The organism is Tenacibaculum profundi (genome assembly GCF_057162725.1).
This window is the reverse complement of the sequence record NZ_CM169894.1, coordinates 1,839,458-1,860,000: the sequence shown is the minus strand read 5'-3', so window position 1 is coordinate 1,860,000 and position 20,543 is coordinate 1,839,458. Positions and strand designations below refer to the sequence as shown.

Here is a 20,543-nt window from a genome sequence, read left to right as displayed (position 1 = left end):
GCATAGTAAAAGGGTTAGCAAGTTCATTGATTTAGCATGTTGTTTTAGAGTTATAAAGGGGGTAGTAGCAATTATTTACTTTTTTTTAGTTTGTTTGAGGTTTTAATTTGACTTCGGCTGTTCTGAAAAAAACTAAAAAAACTTTCAAAAATGTTTGTTATTTTTAAAAAAGTTTTTAGTTTTGCATCCGCTTACGGAGAGCGATACGATCACAGAAATTTTGGAATGATAATTAGTTTATCAGTTAGTTCGATTCTAGCATTTCTACAAGAGTTTAATTTGAGATATTGATTGAGATTATATTAATTATTTTGGGTTAACAAGTTCATTGAAAATATTGAAATTGACAGCGTAATTAGAGTAGAATTACCACGGTAAGCTTTAGGGTTTACCACTTGAAAATTCTTTTGAAGACTTGACATTAAATAATATTAAAGATTATACAATGAAGAGTTTGATCCTGGCTCAGGATGAACGCTAGCGGCAGGCTTAACACATGCAAGTCGAGGGGTAACAGGAGTAGCTTGCTACTTGCTGACGACCGGCGCACGGGTGCGTAACGCGTATAGAATCTACCTTGTACAGGAGGATAGCCTTTAGAAATGAAGATTAATACTCCATAATATATATGATTGGCATCGGTTGTATATTAAAGATTTATTGGTACAAGATGACTATGCGTCCTATTAGCTAGATGGTGAGGTAACGGCTTACCATGGCAACGATAGGTAGGGGGTCTGAGAGGATTATCCCCCACACTGGTACTGAGACACGGACCAGACTCCTACGGGAGGCAGCAGTGAGGAATATTGGTCAATGGGCGCAAGCCTGAACCAGCCATGCCGCGTGCAGGAAGACTGCCCTATGGGTTGTAAACTGCTTTTATACGGGAAGAAACAGTCGTACGTGTACGACCTTGACGGTACCGTAAGAATAAGCACCGGCTAACTCCGTGCCAGCAGCCGCGGTAATACGGAGGGTGCAAGCGTTATCCGGAATCATTGGGTTTAAAGGGTCCGCAGGCGGTCAATTAAGTCAGAGGTGAAATCCTACAGCTTAACTGTAGAACTGCCTTTGATACTGGTTGACTTGAGTTATACGGAAGTAGATAGAATGTGTAGTGTAGCGGTGAAATGCATAGATATTACACAGAATACCGATTGCGAAGGCAGTCTACTACGTATATACTGACGCTCATGGACGAAAGCGTGGGGAGCGAACAGGATTAGATACCCTGGTAGTCCACGCCGTAAACGATGGACACTAGTTGTTGGATTTAGATTCAGTGACTAAGCGAAAGTGATAAGTGTCCCACCTGGGGAGTACGATCGCAAGATTGAAACTCAAAGGAATTGACGGGGGCCCGCACAAGCGGTGGAGCATGTGGTTTAATTCGATGATACGCGAGGAACCTTACCAGGGCTTAAATGTGGAATGACAGGGCTAGAGATAGCTTTTTCTTCGGACATTTCACAAGGTGCTGCATGGTTGTCGTCAGCTCGTGCCGTGAGGTGTCAGGTTAAGTCCTATAACGAGCGCAACCCCTATCGTTAGTTGCTAGCAGGTAAAGCTGAGGACTCTAGCGAGACTGCCGGTGCAAACCGTGAGGAAGGTGGGGATGACGTCAAATCATCACGGCCCTTACGTCCTGGGCCACACACGTGCTACAATGGTATGGACAATGAGCAGCCACTATGCGAATAGGAGCGAATCTATAAACCATATCACAGTTCGGATCGGAGTCTGCAACTCGACTCCGTGAAGCTGGAATCGCTAGTAATCGGATATCAGCCATGATCCGGTGAATACGTTCCCGGGCCTTGTACACACCGCCCGTCAAGCCATGGAAGCTGGGGGTGCCTGAAGTCGGTTACCGCAAGGAGCTGCCTAGGGTAAAACTAGTAACTAGGGCTAAGTCGTAACAAGGTAGCCGTACCGGAAGGTGCGGCTGGAACACCTCCTTTCTAGAGAAGATGGTGTTAAGTTACAGAAGGAAGTGTAATTTTACTCTGCTGTTAATTTTAAAATAAAAAAGACTAAGATCAGATCTTAAATAGTCTTGTAGCTCAGCTGGTTAGAGCGCTACACTGATAATGTAGAGGTCGGCAGTTCGAGCCTGCCCAAGACTACTTTTTTTTGTTTGGTATTTAGTTAAAGGAAATTCTAGAAGCGGGTTATGTTGAGAATGTTTAACGACTCATAACTCAATAGTTAAGCCTCATACTAGAAGTACATGGGGGATTAGCTCAGCTGGCTAGAGCGCTTGCCTTGCACGCAAGAGGTCATCGGTTCGACTCCGATATTCTCCACTAGATAATACCTATAGATAATTATTATCACAAGGTATTATACCAGGTTGGTAACTGAAATATTTATCAGTTCTGACTCGGCACAAGTTCATTGACATATTGGTAAAATGATATCGTAAAGAATCAAGATAGAGCGTTAGATTTAAGTATCTAACGATATATTTTTATAAAAATATAATTAAGAATTATAAAGAGCTCGTTTCCGATTAATATCGGAAGCAAAAAGTACAATAAGCTAAATAAGGGCGTATGGAGGATGCCTAGGCTTTCAGAGGCGAAGAAGGACGCGATAAGCTGCGATAAGTTACGGGGAGTGGCACATACATTATGATCCGTAAATTTCCGAATGGGGCAACCCGGTATATTGAAGATATATCACACCGCAAGGTGAGCAAACCCGGAGAACTGAAACATCTAAGTACCCGGAGGAGAAGAAAACAAAAGTGATTCCGCTAGTAGTGGCGAGCGAACGCGGAATAGCCCAAACCAATATTGTTACGGCAGTATTGGGGTTGTAGGACTACAATATTCGAATTTAAGAGAACTAGAATAGTTTGGAAAGACTAACCAAAGAGAGTGATAGTCTCGTATAGGTAATCGAAGAAGAGATAGTAGTATCCTGAGTAGTGCGGGACACGTGTAATCCTGTATGAATCTGGCGGGACCATCCGCTAAGGCTAAATACTCCTGAAAGACCGATAGTGAACTAGTACCGTGAGGGAAAGGTGAAAAGAACCCTAAGTAAGGGAGTGAAATAGAACCTGAAACCGTACGCCTACAAGCGGTCGGAGCCATTCGTGGTGACGGCGTGCCTTTTGCATAATGAGCCTACGAGTTACTGTTACTAGCAAGGTTAAGAATTTAAGGTTCGGAGCCGAAGCGAAAGCGAGTCTGAATAGGGCGGTTAAGTTAGTAGTAGTAGACGCGAAACCGAGTGATCTACCCATGGGCAGGTTGAAGCTGTGGTAACACACAGTGGAGGACCGAACCAGTTGACGTTGAAAAGTCTTTGGATGACCTGTGGGTAGGGGTGAAAGGCCAATCAAACTCGGAAATAGCTCGTACTCCCCGAAATGCATTTAGGTGCAGCGTTGATTAAAAGTTTTATAGAGGTAGAGCTACTGATTGGATGCGGGGGCTTCACCGCCTACCAATTCCTGACAAACTCCGAATGCTATAAAATGTTTATCAGCAGTGAGGGCATGGGTGCTAAGGTCCATGTCCGAGAGGGAAAGAACCCAGACCATCAGCTAAGGTCCCCAAATATATGTTAAGTTGAAAAAACGAGGTGAAACTGCTTAGACAGCTAGGATGTTGGCTTGGAAGCAGCCATTCATTTAAAGAGTGCGTAACAGCTCACTAGTCGAGCGGTTTTGCATGGATAATAATCGGGCATAAACATATTACCGAAGCTATGGACTTTTAAAAGTGGTAGGGGAGCATTCTATATGTGTTGAAGGCGAACTGTAAGGTTTTCTGGAACGTATAGAAAAGAAAATGTAGGCATAAGTAACGATAATGCGGGTGAGAAACCCGCACACCGAAAGACTAAGGTTTCCTCAGCGATGCTAATCAGCTGAGGGTTAGTCGGGACCTAAGGCGAATCCGAAAGGAGTAGTCGATGGACAACAGGTTAATATTCCTGTACTTCTTATAAATGCGATGGGGTGACGGAGTAATGAACCCGCCGCGAGCTGACGGAATAGCTCGTTGAAACATGTAGGTATTAGGACTGTAGGCAAATCCGCAGACTTAGCTGAAGTGTGATAGTACCACAACTCTTCGGAAGCGTGGATAGTGCGGTTAAGAACTTCCAAGAAAAACCTCTAAGCTTCAGTTTATAAGAACCCGTACCGTAAACCGACACAGGTAGTTGGGATGAGAATTCTAAGGTGCTCGAGAGATTCATGGCTAAGGAACTAGGCAAAATAGACCTGTAACTTCGGGAGAAAGGTCGCCAGCAGTAATGCTGGCCGCAGTGAAAAGATCCAGGCGACTGTTTATCAAAAACACAGGGCTTTGCTAAATTGAAAGATGATGTATAAGGCCTGACACCTGCCCGGTGCTGGAAGGTTAAGTGGAGGGTTTAGCTTCGGCGAAGATCTCAAATGAAGCCCCAGTAAACGGCGGCCGTAACTATAACGGTCCTAAGGTAGCGAAATTCCTTGTCGGGTAAGTTCCGACCTGCACGAATGGTGCAACGATCTGGATACTGTCTCAGCCATGAGCTCGGTGAAATTGTAGTATCGGTGAAGATGCCGATTACCCGCAGCGGGACGAAAAGACCCCGTGAACCTTTACTATAGCTTCGTATTGACTTTGGATAAGTAATGTGTAGGATAGGTGGGAGACATTGAAGCGGCCTCGCTAGGGGTTGTGGAGTCAACCTTGAAATACCACCCTTTGCTTATCTAGAGCCTAACTCAGTGATGAGAACAGTGCGTGGTGGGTAGTTTGACTGGGGTGGTCGCCTCCAAAAGAGTAACGGAGGCTTCTAAAGGTTCCCTCAGCACGCTTGGTAACCGTGCGTAGAGTGCAATGGCATAAGGGAGCTTGACTGAGAGACATACAGGTCGATCAGGTACGAAAGTAGAGCATAGTGATCCGGTGGTTCCGAATGGAAGGGCCATCGCTCAAAGGATAAAAGGTACTCCGGGGATAACAGGCTGATCTCCCCCAAGAGCTCACATCGACGGGGGGGTTTGGCACCTCGATGTCGGCTCGTCACATCCTGGGGCTGGAGAAGGTCCCAAGGGTTGGGCTGTTCGCCCATTAAAGTGGCACGCGAGCTGGGTTCAGAACGTCGTGAGACAGTTCGGTCTCTATCTGCTGTGGGCGTTAGAAATTTGAGTGGATCTGACTTTAGTACGAGAGGACCGAGTTGGACGAACCTCTAGTGTATCAGTTGTCTCGCCAGGGGCACTGCTGAGTAGCTACGTTCGGAAGGGATAAGCGCTGAAAGCATATAAGCGCGAAACCCACCACAAGATGAGATTTCTTTAAAGGGTCGTGGGAGATGACCACGTTGATAGGCTATAGGTGTAAGTGCAGTAATGTATGTAGCCGAGTAGTACTAATAACCCATAGGCTTATGTACGTTCCTCCCGAACTTTTAGGAGTTCGGGAAGGATACTCTTTATGTTCAAATAGTTTTATAAATATTTGAATAAGCGATATGATTTTAGCAATATGTTAACTTATACAGTTGAAATATACTGAAACAATTTAAGGTGATTATAGCAATGGGGCTCACCTCTTACCATTCCGAACAGAGAAGTTAAGCCCATTAGCGCCGATGGTACTGCCACAGGTGGGAGAGTAGGTCGTTGCCTTTCTTTTAAAACTCCTCATTACATTTTGTAATGAGGAGTTTTTTTATACGTTACTTTTTACTTCACGAAATACAATAGCCTTATTATAGAACTTACCAATATTTACACACTGTCATGTAAAGAAAAATCTAATTATTAAAAAAGCCCAAGTTACCTTGGACTTCATGTAAAGATTTATCAATAGATATTTTTTAAGTTGTTGATAATGTGGCTCTAATTTCGATTTTATTTTTTGTGTTTTTTTTATATTTTATTTGTTTTTATTTGTTTTTAAATAATTAATTGTATTAAAACTTAGTTTTTTTACAAAAATTTAATAATAATTATGCTTTATGTTTATTTTTTATAATTTAGCATCACTAAAACAAAATAAAATATTTAATTATGAAATTAAAACTAGATTTTTTAACAAAAAGAAAGGTACTGATTACTGCAATTGCACTTTCCATTTTTGTTTCTTGTACAGAAAATGAAGTTGAAACAGTTTCCGAATCAGAGTCAAGTTCAACTTTAAGTGATGAACAGCTCCTACAAAAGAAAAAGATGATAGAAATTGCAAAAGTAGTAGGAGAGTTGGTAACATCTAATAATAATATTCTTACGGAAATATCCTCTTCTATGAATAAGATGTATGATCCTAACTTAGATGCAATAAGTTTCTCTTCTCTACTTGGTAATTCAAGTAATGCAAAGAAAATAGAACGATCATTTGCAAAAGGAAAAGATGATTTAGTATCAAAGTCTCTGATTAGAGAATTATCTATTACTAAAGCTAAACATAGGTTTGAAATTCTCAATAACAAGGATTTTCAATTATTTTTTCCACTTGAAAAAATGCATAGTGAACAAGGTAATTTAAGTAGAATTACAGTTTCATATGCACCTTTAGGAGGGGGTAATTATAATAAAGGTTTTATTTATGAAAATGGTAAATTGGTAGATAAAATTTTAAAAGTAGATCATAATTATGTACTAGCTAATCCTACATTGGTAATTTTACCAATAGATAATAATTTAGATACACTCCTTGAGAAGCAATATAAAAAAGAAAAAAATAGAGCTAAGCAAAGGGCTCAAAGGAGAGTCAATGAGATCACAGAAAACTTACCTATTGATGATGAATGGCAACAAAGTATAATTAGTACTATGATACCTGAAATAAGATTGTCTTGGGGTGAGCATATAGATATGTTTAGTTTAGGTTCTAGAATTATATTAGCTACTGGAGGATCTGATTACGATACACCAAGACCAAGTCCTATTACCCAAGTAAGACCACCACATTTTGTGTCTTTTTGGGATGTTATGTTTAGAAATTGGGTTCCTTATTATCAAGACTTTGATAATGATTGGACTAGATTAGAGAGAGAAGTTGAGTTCGTTGCAGCATCTAAACATTTATTTATTTTTCAAGATGTTAATGTTGATTTTGATGTTTCTGCTACAGCTGTTTGTGATGCTAGTTTTAATATTAGTTTAGATGATCTTCTTAATGGTAATTTCGAGTTACCTTCATTAAATTGTACTGTAAATGGAGGATTAAGAGAAATTCGTTTATCAGGACGTATCGCTATTGATAATAGTAAATTTCATGCAAATAAAAAGATGTTAAGAGAACAAGTTATTGGTTCTAATTTTGGTGGGATTGGCTATGGTACAAGAAACGTTAATGGAAATAGTTATAGCATTAGAAAGTTAGGTAATATTGAGTTCTATCTTAGAAATTACGAAATTAAATAATAATTACTGATCGACTTATTTTTTAAAAAGCCAGTAAAAGTTCTTTTATTGGCTTTTTTATGTGAGTATAATTATAATCTAAAATGAAAAAATATTGATTATGATTTTTACTTATTTTAAATTACTTATTGTATTAGATACTACTAATTTCTCGAGTAGTATTTGTTATTTTTCATTATTAATATTAATAATTACTCTTCTTAATATTCTCTTTTTAGACATTTACTATTTTTTTTATGCCAATAAACACCTCACTAGTCCTACATTGAATTTTCTCTACTTACCTTCTTTAAGTTTGTGGCATTAAACAAAATAAAATATCAAATAATGAATTTAAATTTTTTAACAAAAGGTGAATTTTACATTACAATTTTCACCACATTTATTTTAGCGTCATGTTCAGAAAAAGAAGCTCAATTAATACCAGATTCTGAAGTTCAAATTAGCTTAACTAGCGAACAAATCCTTCAAAAGAAAAAGATGTCTAAGCTGGCAAATAAGGTTGGCCAATTAGTTACTTCAAAGGAGCATGTCCTAAATGAGATCACTTCTTCTATGAATAAGCTATTTGATCCTAATTTAGACGTTATAAGTTTTGCTTCTTTATTAGGAAAAAGTAGTAAATCGAAAAAAAGTGAGAGATATTTCACCAAATCAAAGAAAAATTTGACATCAAAGTCTTTAATTAACGAATTGAATAATAATAAGTCAAATGGAGAGTTTTATGAATTTGAATTATTTTTTCCTTTTGAAAAAATTCACTCTGCAACAGGAAATATGAATAGTATTACCGTATCATATGCTCCTCTGAATAATGTTAAGCATAATGAAGGGTTTGTTTATCAAAATGGTATTTTGGTTAAAAAGGTTGATAAGGTAGACTATAATTATATCTTAAAAAATCCGACATTGATAATTTTACCAGTAGACCAAGAGTTAGATGATTTAATTCTAACACAGTATAAAAGAAATAAAGTTTCGAAAAATAAAATTTATCAAAAAAGAACCAATGAGATCACAACTAATCAATCTATAGATGGTGAATGGCAAAATAGTATTATAAGTACAATTATACCAGAAATAAGATTATCATGGGGAGATCATGTAGATATATTTGGTTTAGGTTCTAAAATTGTATTAGCTACAGGAGGGGCTGATTATGATACGCCGAATCCAAGTCCAACTTCTATGGTTAGATCTGAACATTTTGTCTCTCTTTGGGATATAAAATTTAGAAATTGGGTTTCATATAATCAAGATTTTGATAATGATTGGACAAGGCTAGAAAGAGAGGTAGAGTTTATAGCAGTCTCAAAGCATCATTTTCACTTTGACGATGTATCAATAGATTTTGATGTTTTAGCAACGGCTTTATGTAATGCTAATTTTGATATAGGTTTAGAAGAACTCCTTACTGGAGAATTTAAGCTTCCATCATTAAATTGCGAAGTTAATGGAGGCTTACAAGAAGTTCGTTTATCCGGGCATATTGGTATCAATGACAGTAAGTTTCATGCGAATAAAAAAATGTTAAGAGAACAGGTTTTAGGTTCCAATTTTGGAGGTCTTGGCTACGGAACTAAAAATATAGATGGAAGAAATTATACTATTAGAAAACTCGGAAATATTGAGTTCTATTTGAAAAATTATCAAGTAAGGTAAAATGATAATGTTATGTTTATAAAACAAAAACCAGTGAAATTATTTCACTGGTTTTTGTTGATATTTTTAACTTTACTTTAGAGTTATACTATTTTTAGAAAAGGACGTTTATTATCTTTGTATCTGAATTTCTCATTTCCTATTAAAATGAGTTTTTTAGTTCGTATACCTATAAAAACACATTTAATTATACTTATCTCCTAAACCATGAATAAAGCAATATATATAGCAGCATCAGAAACTAATTCTGGTAAGTCTATGCTTACCCTTGGATTGATGCAATTACAACTTAGAAACCATCCTAAGGTTGGCTATTTTAGGCCTATAATCGATAATCCTGATATGGGAATCAAAGATAACCATATCAATACCGTTTTAACTTATTTTAATCTTAGTATAGATTATGAAGATTCATACGCTTATACACGTTCAGAGTTGGTTAATAAAATTAATCAGGGAGAAGAGGATGAAGTTATCAATAAAATCATAGAGAAATATAAAAAACTTGAAGAAAAGTTTGATTATATAATAATTGAAGGATCAGATTTTTCTGATCATGCAGCAATTATAGAAATGGATTTAAATATCTTAATAGCTAAAAATCTAGGAGTTCCCGTAATTATTGTCTCAGGAGGGAATGGAAAAAGCTTATTAGATTTTATTCAGGGATTACGTTTAACGTACGATTCTTTTACGAATAAAGACGTAGAAGTTATAGCTGTTGTAGCTAATAAAGTACAAGAAAAAAATATACCTATTATTTTACAAAAAGTTGGAGCTAGTTTACCCAAGTCTGTATCAATAAATGCAATACCAGTAGACAACAAATTAAATAATCCATCAATAAAAGAGATTTTAAAGGGTATTGATGGTAACGTGTTATTTGGAGATAAATATCTTAATAATACTACTGGAGATATTAAAGTTGGAGCAATGCATTTATCTAAATTTTTAAATCATTTAACTGATGATTGCGTTGTTGTGACTCCTGCAGATAGATCAGATATTTTACTTGGAACATTACAAGCAAATATATCAAGTAACTACCCTTCTGTTTCTGCTATTATTTTAACAGGTGGTATTGATTTAAGTTCGTCGGTAATAAAGCTTATTAAAGGGCTAGAAAAAATTGTTCCTATATTGTGGGTACAAGAAGGTACATTTAGTGTTACAGCGAAGTTAGGTACTATTCGATCACATATTTACGCGGATAATCAAAGTAAAATAAAGATGTCGATAAACATGTTTGAAACATATGTAAATACGACAACATTAAAAGAGAAATTAGTTAGTTATAAAAAGTCAAATGTTGTAACACCTAGTATGTTTCAGTATAACCTTTTACAAATGGCTAAAAAGGAAAGAAAACATATTGTATTACCTGAGGGAGCCGATGACCGTATATTAATAGCAACATCTCAGCTTCAAAAAAATGATTTAATAGATCTCACAATTTTAGGTAATAAAATCAACATAGAAGCTTCTATTAAAAGGTTAAATATTTCATTTGACTTTAAAAAAACACGAATCATAAATCCAATAAATTCAGACTATTTTAAAGATTTTGCGCTTACACTTTATGAGCTAAGAAAACATAAAGGAATAAATTTAGCTATGGCAGAGGATTTGATGGCAGATGTTTCGTATTTTGGTACAATGATGGTATATAAAGGGTATGTAGATGGTATGGTGTCAGGGGCAGCCCATACAACCCAGCATACAATAAAACCTGCATTACAATTTGTGAAAACTAAACCAGGCTTTTCTGTAGTTTCTTCTATATTTTTTATGTGTTTGGAAGATAGAGTATCAATTTTTGGTGATTGCGCTATTAACCCTAATCCAACTGCAGATGAGTTAGCTGAAATTGCTATTTCAGCAGCAGATACGAGTATTGCATTTGGAATAGATCCTAAAATAGCTTTATTGTCATATTCATCAGGAGCTTCTGGAAAGGGAGAAGATGTTGATAAGGTAAGAGAAGCAATGCAGATTGTTTTAAAAAGAAGATCCGACCTAAAAGTTGAAGGCCCTATTCAGTATGATGCTGCTGTAGATCCATCAGTAGGGAAGAAAAAAATGCCTAACTCGGAGGTAGCTGGGCAGGCAAATGTGTTGATATTTCCAGATCTAAATACAGGAAACAATACCTATAAAGCCGTTCAGAGAGAAACTGGTGCATTAGCAATAGGTCCGATGTTACAAGGTTTGAATAAACCAGTTAATGATTTAAGTAGAGGGTGTACAGTTGATGATATTTTTAATACAGTTATACTAACGGCTATACAGGCACAAGGATAAAACGTTTAAAAAATGAAAATTTTAGTAATAAATTCAGGAAGCTCTTCAATTAAATATCAATTGTTTATGATGCCCGACCAGCAGGTCATATGTTCAGGGATAGTTGAAAGAATAGGGTTAGAGAACAGTAAGGTCCAATATGAAGTAGCAGATGAATATATAGAAGAAGTTACAAATATAGAGAATCATAAAAAAGGTCTTGAAAAGGTAGTAAAGATGTTGCTTGATAAGAAAAACGGAGTCATTAATTCTACTAGTGAAATTAAAGTTGTAGGTCACAGAGTGGTTCATGGAGGGGTTTCTTTCACAGAAACTAAAGAAGTAAATCAAGAAGTAAAAAATAAAATTAGAGAGTTATTCTATTTAGCACCACTACATAATCCAGCAAATTTAGAAGGCATTAATGTGGCTGAAGATCTTTTCAGAGAGGCACGTCAAATTGCCGTTTTTGACACCTCATTTCATCAAACAATTCCAGAAAAAGCCTATAAATATGCAATACCTAATCATTTTTTTGAGGATAATAATGTTCGTTTGTATGGGTTTCATGGAACTAGCCACAAATTTGTTTCCGAGCAAGCTATTGAATATTTGAATAAAAAAAAGTCAAAAATTATAACTATACATTTAGGAAATGGTTGTAGTGTGACAGCAATTAATGATGGAAGGAGTATTGATCATAGTCTTGGTTTTGGTCCTGCTACAGGTTTAATTATGGGAACTAGAAGTGGTGATATTGATCACAGCCTAATTTTTTATCTTATTGATTCGCTTGGCTATACTGCAGAAGAAGTTAATAATATACTTCAAAAAGAAAGTGGAATGCTAGGGTTAACAGGTTTCAGTGATTTAAGAGATATTGAGACAGAAGCTAATAATGGAGATAAGCGTTGTCTTTTAGCATTGGAAATGAACGCTTACAGAGTGAAGAAATATATTGGTTCTTATTTTGCTGCTTTAAATGGATTAGATGCTATTATTTTCACTGCAGGAGTAGGAGAAAATTCAGAGAAAATGAGAGCGTTAATATGTAAAGAGATGGAAGGCTTAGGAATCTTATTAGACGAGAAAATAAACGCCCAACGATTTAAAAAGCTTACAGAAATTAACACAGAAGAATCTCCAGTAAAAGTACTCGTTATTCCAACAAATGAGGAGTTGGAGATCGCTAATCAAGCATTTGAGTTACTTAAGTAGCAAAGTTAAAGAAATTATAAAAAAAGCTTCAAGTTATTTAAACTTGAAGCTTTTTTTTATGATTGATTTTGTTGCCATTTCCAAGCAGACTCTAAAGCATCGTCTAGAGTTTTTTCAGATTGCCAGTTAAGCTCTTTTTTTGCAAGTGTTGTATCTGCATAAGCAGCGGTAATATCACCATTTCTTCTGCCAACAATTTTATAGTTCAATTTTTTAGAAGATACTTTTTCAAAAGATTTAACAACATCTAAAACAGAACTACCTTTACCTGTACCCACATTGAAAAATTCAAAGTTAGTTTTGTTCTTTTTATTTAACAATCGTTTAAGTGCAGCAATATGGGCTTTTGCTAAATCAACGACATGAATATAGTCTCTTATGGCTGTTCCATCTTCAGTAGGATAATCATCACCAAAAATAGAAAGTTCCTTTCTTATTCCTACAGCAGTTTGGGTAACAAAAGGAATCAGGTTTTGAGGAACCCCTAATGGTAACTCCCCAATTTTTATGCTTTCATGTGCGCCAATTGGATTGAAATAACGTAATGCAATTGCATTAAAATTATAAGCAGCGCAAGATTCACGTATAATTTCTTCTCCAATTTGTTTAGTATTTCCATAAGGTGACTCTGCAACTTTTATTGGTGCTTTTTCTGTGATAGGTAATTCATCAGCCTGACCATAAACAGTACATGATGAGCTAAATATAAAATTATCTATATTTCGATCTCTAATTTCTTGCAAGATATAAACTAAACTGGATATATTATTTTCATAATAATCTAATGGCTTTTCAACACTTTCACCAACCGCTTTAAATGCAGCAAAGTGGATAATTCCGTCAATTTTAGTGGTTTCAAATAATTTCTTTACGTCAGATTTATTTTTTAGATCTAATTGATGAAAGTCTGGTTTTTTACCTGTAATTTGAGTGATATTATCTAGGACTTCTATTCTTGAGTTGGATAAATCATCTACAATGATAACATTAAAGCCAACGTTATGGAGCTCTACAACAGTATGTGAGCCGATAAAGCCTAATCCACCTGTTACTAGAATATTGTTCATATTTTTTAATTTTTAGAGGTTGAAGGAAAAAAAATAGGGTTTTAATTTTAATTAGGCATGTATGTTTTTAATTTATGTTTTATTTATTTAAAAAAGTTAAAACAGCTTGACTTATAAAATTTAACTGTTCAGCATCAAGCTCTGTATGCATAGGCAATGAAATAACTTCATTAACTAATTGATTTGTACCAGTGAAGTCCTTTTCATTATAACGACTATTCTTATAAGCTTTTTGGGCATGAAGTGGAACGGGATAATAAATAGCATTTGGAATATTTTTATCAATCAGGTACTTATGAAGTTCATCTCTTCTCTGGTTAGTAATTCTTAGTGTGTATTGATGAAAGACATGAGTTGAAAATTTACTGATTTTCGGAGTAATAATATTCGGATGATCTTTGAATGCGTTTGAATAAAATTCAGCAGCTTTTTTTCTAGTATTACAATAGCTATCTAGGTAAGGTAATTTTGCCTTTAAAACAGCAGCTTGCAAACTATCTAATCGAGAGTTTACGCCAACTACATCATGGTAATATCTTTTATACATTCCATGGTTTACGATTCCTCTTAGCTTATGTGCAAGATTATCATTATCAGTGAAAATAGCTCCTCCATCTCCATAACAACCTAAATTTTTTGAAGGAAAAAATGAAGTTGTTCCAACATGACCAATTGTTCCGGCTTTCTTTACCGTCCCATCACTAAAAGTATAGTTAGCACCTATTGCTTGAGCATTATCTTCGATAACAAATAAATCATGTTCTTTAGCAATTTCAAGTATTGCTTCCATATTTGCACATTGCCCGAACAAATGAACAGGTACTATAGCTTTAGTTTTAGGAGTAATTGATCTTTTTAAAGCTTCAATATTCATATTGAAAGTATCCACTTCTACATCCACCAAAACAGGAGTTAATCTTAATAGTCCAATGACTTCAACAGAAGCTGCAAAAGTAAAATCAACAGTAATAACTTCATCACCTGGCTTTAAACCAAGAGCCATCATTGCAATTTGTAATGCATCTGTGCCATTTGCGCAAGGAATAGCATGTTTAACATTTAAATATTTTTCCAAGTCAGATTGAAATTCTTTGACATATGGACCATTTATATATGCTGAAGAGTTTAATATCTCCTCAAATGATGTATTAACAACGTCTTTGATCTTTTGATATTGACCTTGTAAGTCAACCATTTGTATTTTTTTCATTATATGCGTTTTATCATATCAAAAATACAACTATAATCTGTCTTTATATGAATTCAATTAAGTTGTTTAGTGTATATAATATGATAATCCAATATTAAGTGTATTTGAGTAGTATAAATCGTGATTATATAGTTCCCCATTAAAGTTTACAGTAAAATATTTTTGTAAATGAAAATTAATCTTTGCTCGATATCTAGAAAAGTAAGATGAGTAACTATCATAGAAATACATACCATCAATAAGTATGAATGTTTTGTCAATATCAGAATTTAACTGGTATTGTAGCCCTCCTCCTGAAAAATGTCTATTAATTGTCATCCAATAAGGAATTCCTTCCGAATTGGTTGATCCGAATGAATGTGAGCTTTCAAGAACTGTTCTGAAAGTATTACCTCCATAATTGATGATGGGGTAGTTTACAGATAAAGATATGGTTGTGTCAAAATTGTCGTCGGTGTAATAATTCCCTTCAAGAAATGATGATGCATTGATTTTATTTTCAAAGTTTTTTTCATAATATATATTCAGGGTGTTAGCATACATATAATTTTCAAGACCAATATTATTTCTGAGAGGAGTAGCTGTATATTCAGCTGATAAAAAACTATTAGCTACATTATAATTAATTTGAGTATTAAAATTATAAAAATACTTGTTTCTATCGGTTTCAAAACCAAATGAACCTGAATATTGAAATTGTTGATTAAATAATCTTGAACTTTCAAACTTATAATTAAACCCATATAGTGAAATATTTTCCTCTTTATTATTCATAATATCATTCACAGATGATTGTGTAAAAGAAAAGTTATGTGCATTTTGTTTCCTGTTAACAAAACTATAAGTGATTTTTTTATCAAAGTTGTTTATATCGTTTCTATTGGTAGTCAAAGAAGATTCAAAATTATAGAGGTTATTTTCTTCTAACATAACTATTCGATGAATGCTATCTCTTATTTTTTTATATAAAAATGAGTCATCGTTTACTAGTTTTTTGTGAATATTTCTATCTTGGTAAAGATAAAATACATTCATTTTTTTTTGGATAGATTTGTATTCATGATGAGAATTGGGAATTTTAGTGGCAATTTCCCAAGCTTTCATAAACATATCCCTAGCAAGATAAAGGTCAATCATTGTTTTGTCTGCGATTAACTTTTCATCTTCAGACTTATATTTGTATGTTAAATAAAAAGAGTTTAATTGCTTGTATTTTTTTGCTTCAAATAACCAGTGCATTTGCGTGTCAATTGTTATTTTATTTGAAATCGATGCCCATTCTAAAGCTTTTAATAAATAACCTTGCTCATAAAAGTACCAAGCTAGTTCACTAGCAAAATATTTGTATTTAGTGCTTAATGGTATTTTCAGAAGGACTGCTAATTTATCACTACTGTTATTCCATAAATAGGAAGAAATAAAGGCAATTCTATTTTCAATACTTGGATTTAACTCTGCAATCAATTTTAATTTTTTTTGAATTGATTCTATATTATTTTTAGTATTATTATTTTTAATATAATCTTTCAATAGCTTAATTTTTAATTGAAGACTGTCAGCTGTTATTATTTTTCGTTGTAACCAGTTTGTTCTAATTTTTTCCGAAGGATACCAAATAATTTTAGCCATAGCTTCAGATAAGGAAGAGGCTTCATAATTTTGGTGCTTGTAATAGTAGCTTTCTAAATCATTCCAAAAAATAAGCTCTTCTTTTGTCCATGAAGAATATTTTGCGTATTCCTTCCAAGTATCGATTGATAATTTAGTCTGTTGAAATATTTTTTTTCTTAATGATTCTATTTTCTTTTTTAATAAGTCTCTTGAAGTTTCTTTATGATTGAGGTAATTACGATATTCAGATAAATAATATTCTTTGTCAAAATTATTATACCTTCTATTCAGTATAGGAATGCTAATTTTTCCATTCGATGTTTTTATATTTACAATAAAACCCTCGAATAAAGTGGTTTTAGAAAATATATAATTATTGTTTTTTAAGTATTGAAATAGTTGGTTTGATTTGCTTTTCGAAGTATAAACAAACCAATTGTGCTCTTTTTCTGAGGAAGTTAAATTTTGAACAGAATAGAATTCATCAATTATTTTATGTTTGAAATCATCAGCTCTTAAATCAGCGACTAACTTTCCTCCATTTTTCACATCGGGAAATTTAGTTAATGGATAATTTTCACAATGTTTTTTTATCAACTCCTCAAAGGCAGTTAGCATTCCAGGTTGATTTTGGTTATTTATTTTTCTCCAATTTAGCCCTAATTCATTTCTAAAACTAAATTTCCCTTTTGTTTTTAAATTTCCCATTGCAGGAATTTGATAAATATCATCAGAATGCACGAAGTGAGACCAAATTCCAGTATATAGAAACATAGATTCTTTTAAATATTTTTTAAAATTATTCATATAAAATCCAGAGGTATTTCTTGGGAAATCAAACATTTCATGTGTGTAAGGCTCAGGATTGAATTCTCTATCACCTCCTTTCTTTAAATGCCCAGTATATAGGCTACACATATATTTTAGCGAAGGTAAACCCTCATGTAAAGCAATAACACCTTTTTTATCAATATAGTTGGATGGGGGGATGTAAGATATTGGATGATGACCATATCCACTAATATCCCACATTTTTTTTACAGTATTCATTGCAATTATAATGTTTTCATAGTTCCAACTTTTTTCTAATAGCGATACATGATTGTATCCGTGAATTCCGAGTTCATGGTTTTCCTTCAATACACTTTGAGTAATTTTGTGAGGTATGGGAATAAAATTTTCTCTGGCTAAATTCCATTGTTTGTATGAAAAAGGAGGTTCTACATTTTCATCGTAGTCAAAAATAATGGTTGTAGTATATTTGATATTATATTTTTTTGCTAGAGCTAGCATATCTGGCCACCAAATATCCCTAACAAATTTTTGATTAGAAATATTATATTCACTTAGAATAGGTTCTTTTATAAAAGGATATACAGGACTTGGAAAATCATCCAAAAAAATAGCATTAACATTTGCAATGGGGTATGGAATACCCTCAAGAGATGATAGAATACAAGGGAAAATCAAACCTCTTTCGTATTTTGAAATTTCGAAAGTAGTATTAAAAAGAATTACTTTCCCTAGTCCAATTTTATTTTCAAGAATAACGGGATAATTCTTATCGTTTACAGAGGTTAATACCGTTTTTACATTCTCATTAAAACTACTTTTGTTTAGGCCATAGTGAATTATATCTTCGAAAATAGCAACATTATTTAGGTTTGGAGTGAAGTTATTATTGAATAATATTCCTTTAGCTGAAGTATTATAATTATGTAATGATTTTTTTTCAGATAAACCAATTAAATAGTTTAAACGTTGATCCTCTGGTGTATTAGTAACTATTATAGTTCCCCCTTTTGCGGTGAAACAGACTAATTTTTCTATTATTTTTTGTGGGAAATTATCTGTTTTATTTAGAAAAATAATTTTTAAGCTATTGGGAATGTAAAAATCTTTTGATATCGTAGCTTTTTTAATGGGGATGTAGGAAAAGGGAATTTTTGTATAATCGCATAATTGTTTGATATGAGAAAGAACGTTGTCATTACTCTCTAAATCACCTATGAAGCTAATTATTGGAGCTTCTTTATTGATAAAAAAGTTACTTTTTGAAAATTTTTTTTCTATTGAAATAGTATTTGCTTTAGAGAAGATTTTTTCTTTAAAATAGACTCCATAGACAGAGAAAATAAAAAGAAACGTAGCGAGAATTAATTTTATGGATTGACCAGCTATTTTTTTCACATTTAATATTTTTAGTGCTTGTTTTTAGTTATGGAATTTCTAATCTCTCTTAAAATAATTTTTGCGAAGTCTTAGAATTCTTGGTGTTATTTTTTCTATTTAATATATAATTATCCTTCAAATCGATTATCGTAAAATAACATCTTATCTATATCACTACTGTTTTTTTTATTTGTTATTTTATATACTCTTACCCGATTAGTATTCATAAAGAGTAAAATATCCCTTCCTCGTGATTTTAAAACATTAATTATACGGTCGTTTTCTTTAAACTGATTTTCGGGAGTTAAAAAGCCAGTGCGGCTGATATTTTTATCTAAATCAAGAATTTCAAATATGAAAACACTGTTAGGGATAGTTGCTTCAGGATGTTTTTTAAGAAAGTCATTCTTTTTTCTATTTGTATGAAAAATAGAATCTTTATCAATATAAGTTTTATTCAGTTCATGATAATTTATAAAGAAATGATTGGATTCACTAAAAGGCATTGCTTTTTGTAGATTTGAGACCGCATAGCTATAGGGAAGATGGCTAGTTATTATTTTATCATAAACAGATAATAGTTGTCGATTTGTCTCATTTGACTCTTTAAGGTGCTTTAAACTAGTTTTTTGGTAATGATTTCCAATAAAAAATAGAATAAGTAAGATCAATAAGGCAGAACTTTCAGTATACTTTGAAGTGTTCCACTTGAAGTTGTTTAATAATATTTCAAAAACAGCTATTATAGCACAAACCGGTGTGAGAATACTTATGATTGGTAGAAGTAAATTTTTATCAATTAAAAAGTGATTAGTACGGTATAGGTTTACATACAGTAAGTATAAAATACATAATATTAAAGGAAAAAAATTTACACGATTATTAAAAATGTTGATTAATATTGTTATTATCGAAGAAAAAGATACTAAAAGAGTAATAGTATTAAAGTCAAACCTTGGATTTCCCATTTTTGTATAGTTTGAAACTTCGATAAAACTATTTTTTAGGAAAAAAAAGGTGTTGAATTCTCCAAATTCAAAAAGAAAAATAAAGCTACCAAGAATCAAAGTACCAATGATAATAGGTGAGAATAATAAGGTTATTTTTTGTTTTATTGGTTTATTGTTATCAAAAATAAAGAGTATTGAAACAAATGGTATTATTATTATTACAATTGAAGCAAAGTGAGTTAGTGCTATCGAAATAAATGAAAGACAAAGTAAAATAAAGTTTGTTCGAAATTTATAAAAATGTTGTTTTTTAGATATCTTAATAAAGATTGGTAATAAAATAATTAATACTGTAAATATTTTCCTATGTTGAAATATTAGGGTAATATCATTAGGTAAAATGTCAAAGTGCCCAGAGAGGAATAGCGATGTAAGAAATGGGAAAAAAACACTATTTGTTTTACTAATATTTTTTATTATGAAGTAAATAAGAATTGAAAGAATTATAATTTGTAATAAACCGAACATTTGTAAGCTCATACCTAGGCTAAGCTTAAAGAATTTACTTATTAAGCTAATAAGAGCATATTCTCCCATTTCTTGGTATTCGGTATTGAACCATTGTTGCTGTTCTATTAATGAGAGTTTATCAAAATCAGAGAACCAGTTTTCAGAGAATAGGAATAAGTCATTCTTGTAGAAATACATTCTCGAGACGTAGGTAATAATAATAATTAATAGGACAGAAACGAGATCATAAATTTCGTTGTTATCTAATTTTTTAGGACTGATATATCTTTTAAAATGTTTTTTCTTATTTGAAGATTCAATTAAACTAATGAATTCAGAGGTAGCTTTTTCAAACCCATCTTTCAATGTAGTAAGAATCATTTTGGGGGAATTAAAGTTATTTAAGTCAAAAACAAGAAAAATTAGAATACATATTAAATAATTGAATAAGTTAAAGGCTTGAACTGAAGTTAATATAAATA

Annotated in this window: 8 protein-coding genes, 2 tRNA genes and 3 rRNA genes; 9 read left to right on the top strand and 4 right to left on the bottom strand. The window is 33.2% G+C overall.

Annotation, left to right across the window (positions count from 1 at the left end; genetic code table 11):
- The first annotated feature begins 442 nt into the window (after positions 1-442).
- From AC2GW8_RS07585 to AC2GW8_RS07545, 9 genes are all read left to right on the top strand, one after another.
- Positions 443-1,964 (top strand): 16S ribosomal RNA (locus tag AC2GW8_RS07585).
- Between the two features lie 91 nt (positions 1,965-2,055).
- Positions 2,056-2,129, top strand: a tRNA-Ile gene (locus AC2GW8_RS07580).
- Positions 2,130-2,235: 106 nt separating this feature from the next.
- A tRNA-Ala gene (locus AC2GW8_RS07575) sits at positions 2,236-2,309 on the top strand.
- Between the two features lie 228 nt (positions 2,310-2,537).
- Positions 2,538-5,406 (top strand): 23S ribosomal RNA (locus tag AC2GW8_RS07570).
- A 129-nt stretch (positions 5,407-5,535) separates the two neighbouring features.
- A 5S ribosomal RNA gene (gene rrf, locus AC2GW8_RS07565) occupies positions 5,536-5,644 on the top strand.
- Together the 16S, 23S and 5S rRNA genes with 2 tRNA genes alongside form the textbook arrangement of a ribosomal RNA operon.
- Before the next feature lie 381 nt (positions 5,645-6,025).
- Entirely contained in the window at positions 6,026-7,381 is a 1,356-nt protein-coding gene (locus tag AC2GW8_RS07560) for a hypothetical protein (protein WP_440882147.1), read from the top strand.
- A gap of 327 nt (positions 7,382-7,708) precedes the next feature.
- Positions 7,709-9,043: a hypothetical protein gene (locus tag AC2GW8_RS07555; RefSeq protein WP_440882146.1), complete on the top strand. Its 1,335-nt coding sequence runs from the start codon at positions 7,709-7,711 to the stop codon at positions 9,041-9,043.
- Positions 9,044-9,250: 207 nt separating this feature from the next.
- Entirely contained in the window at positions 9,251-11,344 is a 2,094-nt protein-coding gene (gene pta / locus AC2GW8_RS07550) for a phosphate acetyltransferase (protein ID WP_440882145.1), read from the top strand.
- 12 nt (positions 11,345-11,356) lie between these two features.
- Positions 11,357-12,541, top strand: coding sequence for an acetate/propionate family kinase (locus AC2GW8_RS07545; RefSeq protein WP_440882144.1), 1,185 nt, complete (start codon positions 11,357-11,359; stop codon positions 12,539-12,541).
- 56 nt (positions 12,542-12,597) lie between these two features.
- Here the strand turns inward: AC2GW8_RS07545 and galE are convergent, their stop codons facing one another.
- From galE to AC2GW8_RS07525, 4 genes are all read right to left on the bottom strand, one after another.
- The gene (gene galE, locus AC2GW8_RS07540; RefSeq protein ID WP_440882143.1) at positions 12,598-13,608 is read right to left on the bottom strand and encodes a UDP-glucose 4-epimerase GalE; all 1,011 of its coding nucleotides are present in this window, start codon (positions 13,606-13,608) and stop codon (positions 12,598-12,600) included.
- A gap of 79 nt (positions 13,609-13,687) precedes the next feature.
- Positions 13,688-14,818 carry a DegT/DnrJ/EryC1/StrS family aminotransferase gene (locus tag AC2GW8_RS07535; protein ID WP_440882142.1) on the bottom strand — a complete coding sequence of 377 codons (1,131 nt, stop codon included), beginning with the start codon at positions 14,816-14,818 and terminating at the stop codon, positions 13,688-13,690.
- A 66-nt stretch (positions 14,819-14,884) separates the two neighbouring features.
- Complete coding sequence (locus tag AC2GW8_RS07530) at positions 14,885-18,619, bottom strand: DUF2194 domain-containing protein (protein ID WP_440882141.1); 3,735 nt, start codon at positions 18,617-18,619, stop codon at positions 14,885-14,887.
- Positions 18,620-18,729: 110 nt separating this feature from the next.
- A complete protein-coding gene (locus AC2GW8_RS07525) occupies positions 18,730-20,442 on the bottom strand; it encodes a hypothetical protein (RefSeq protein ID WP_440882140.1) in 1,713 nt (570 codons plus the stop codon).
- Positions 20,443-20,543 lie beyond the last annotated feature (101 nt).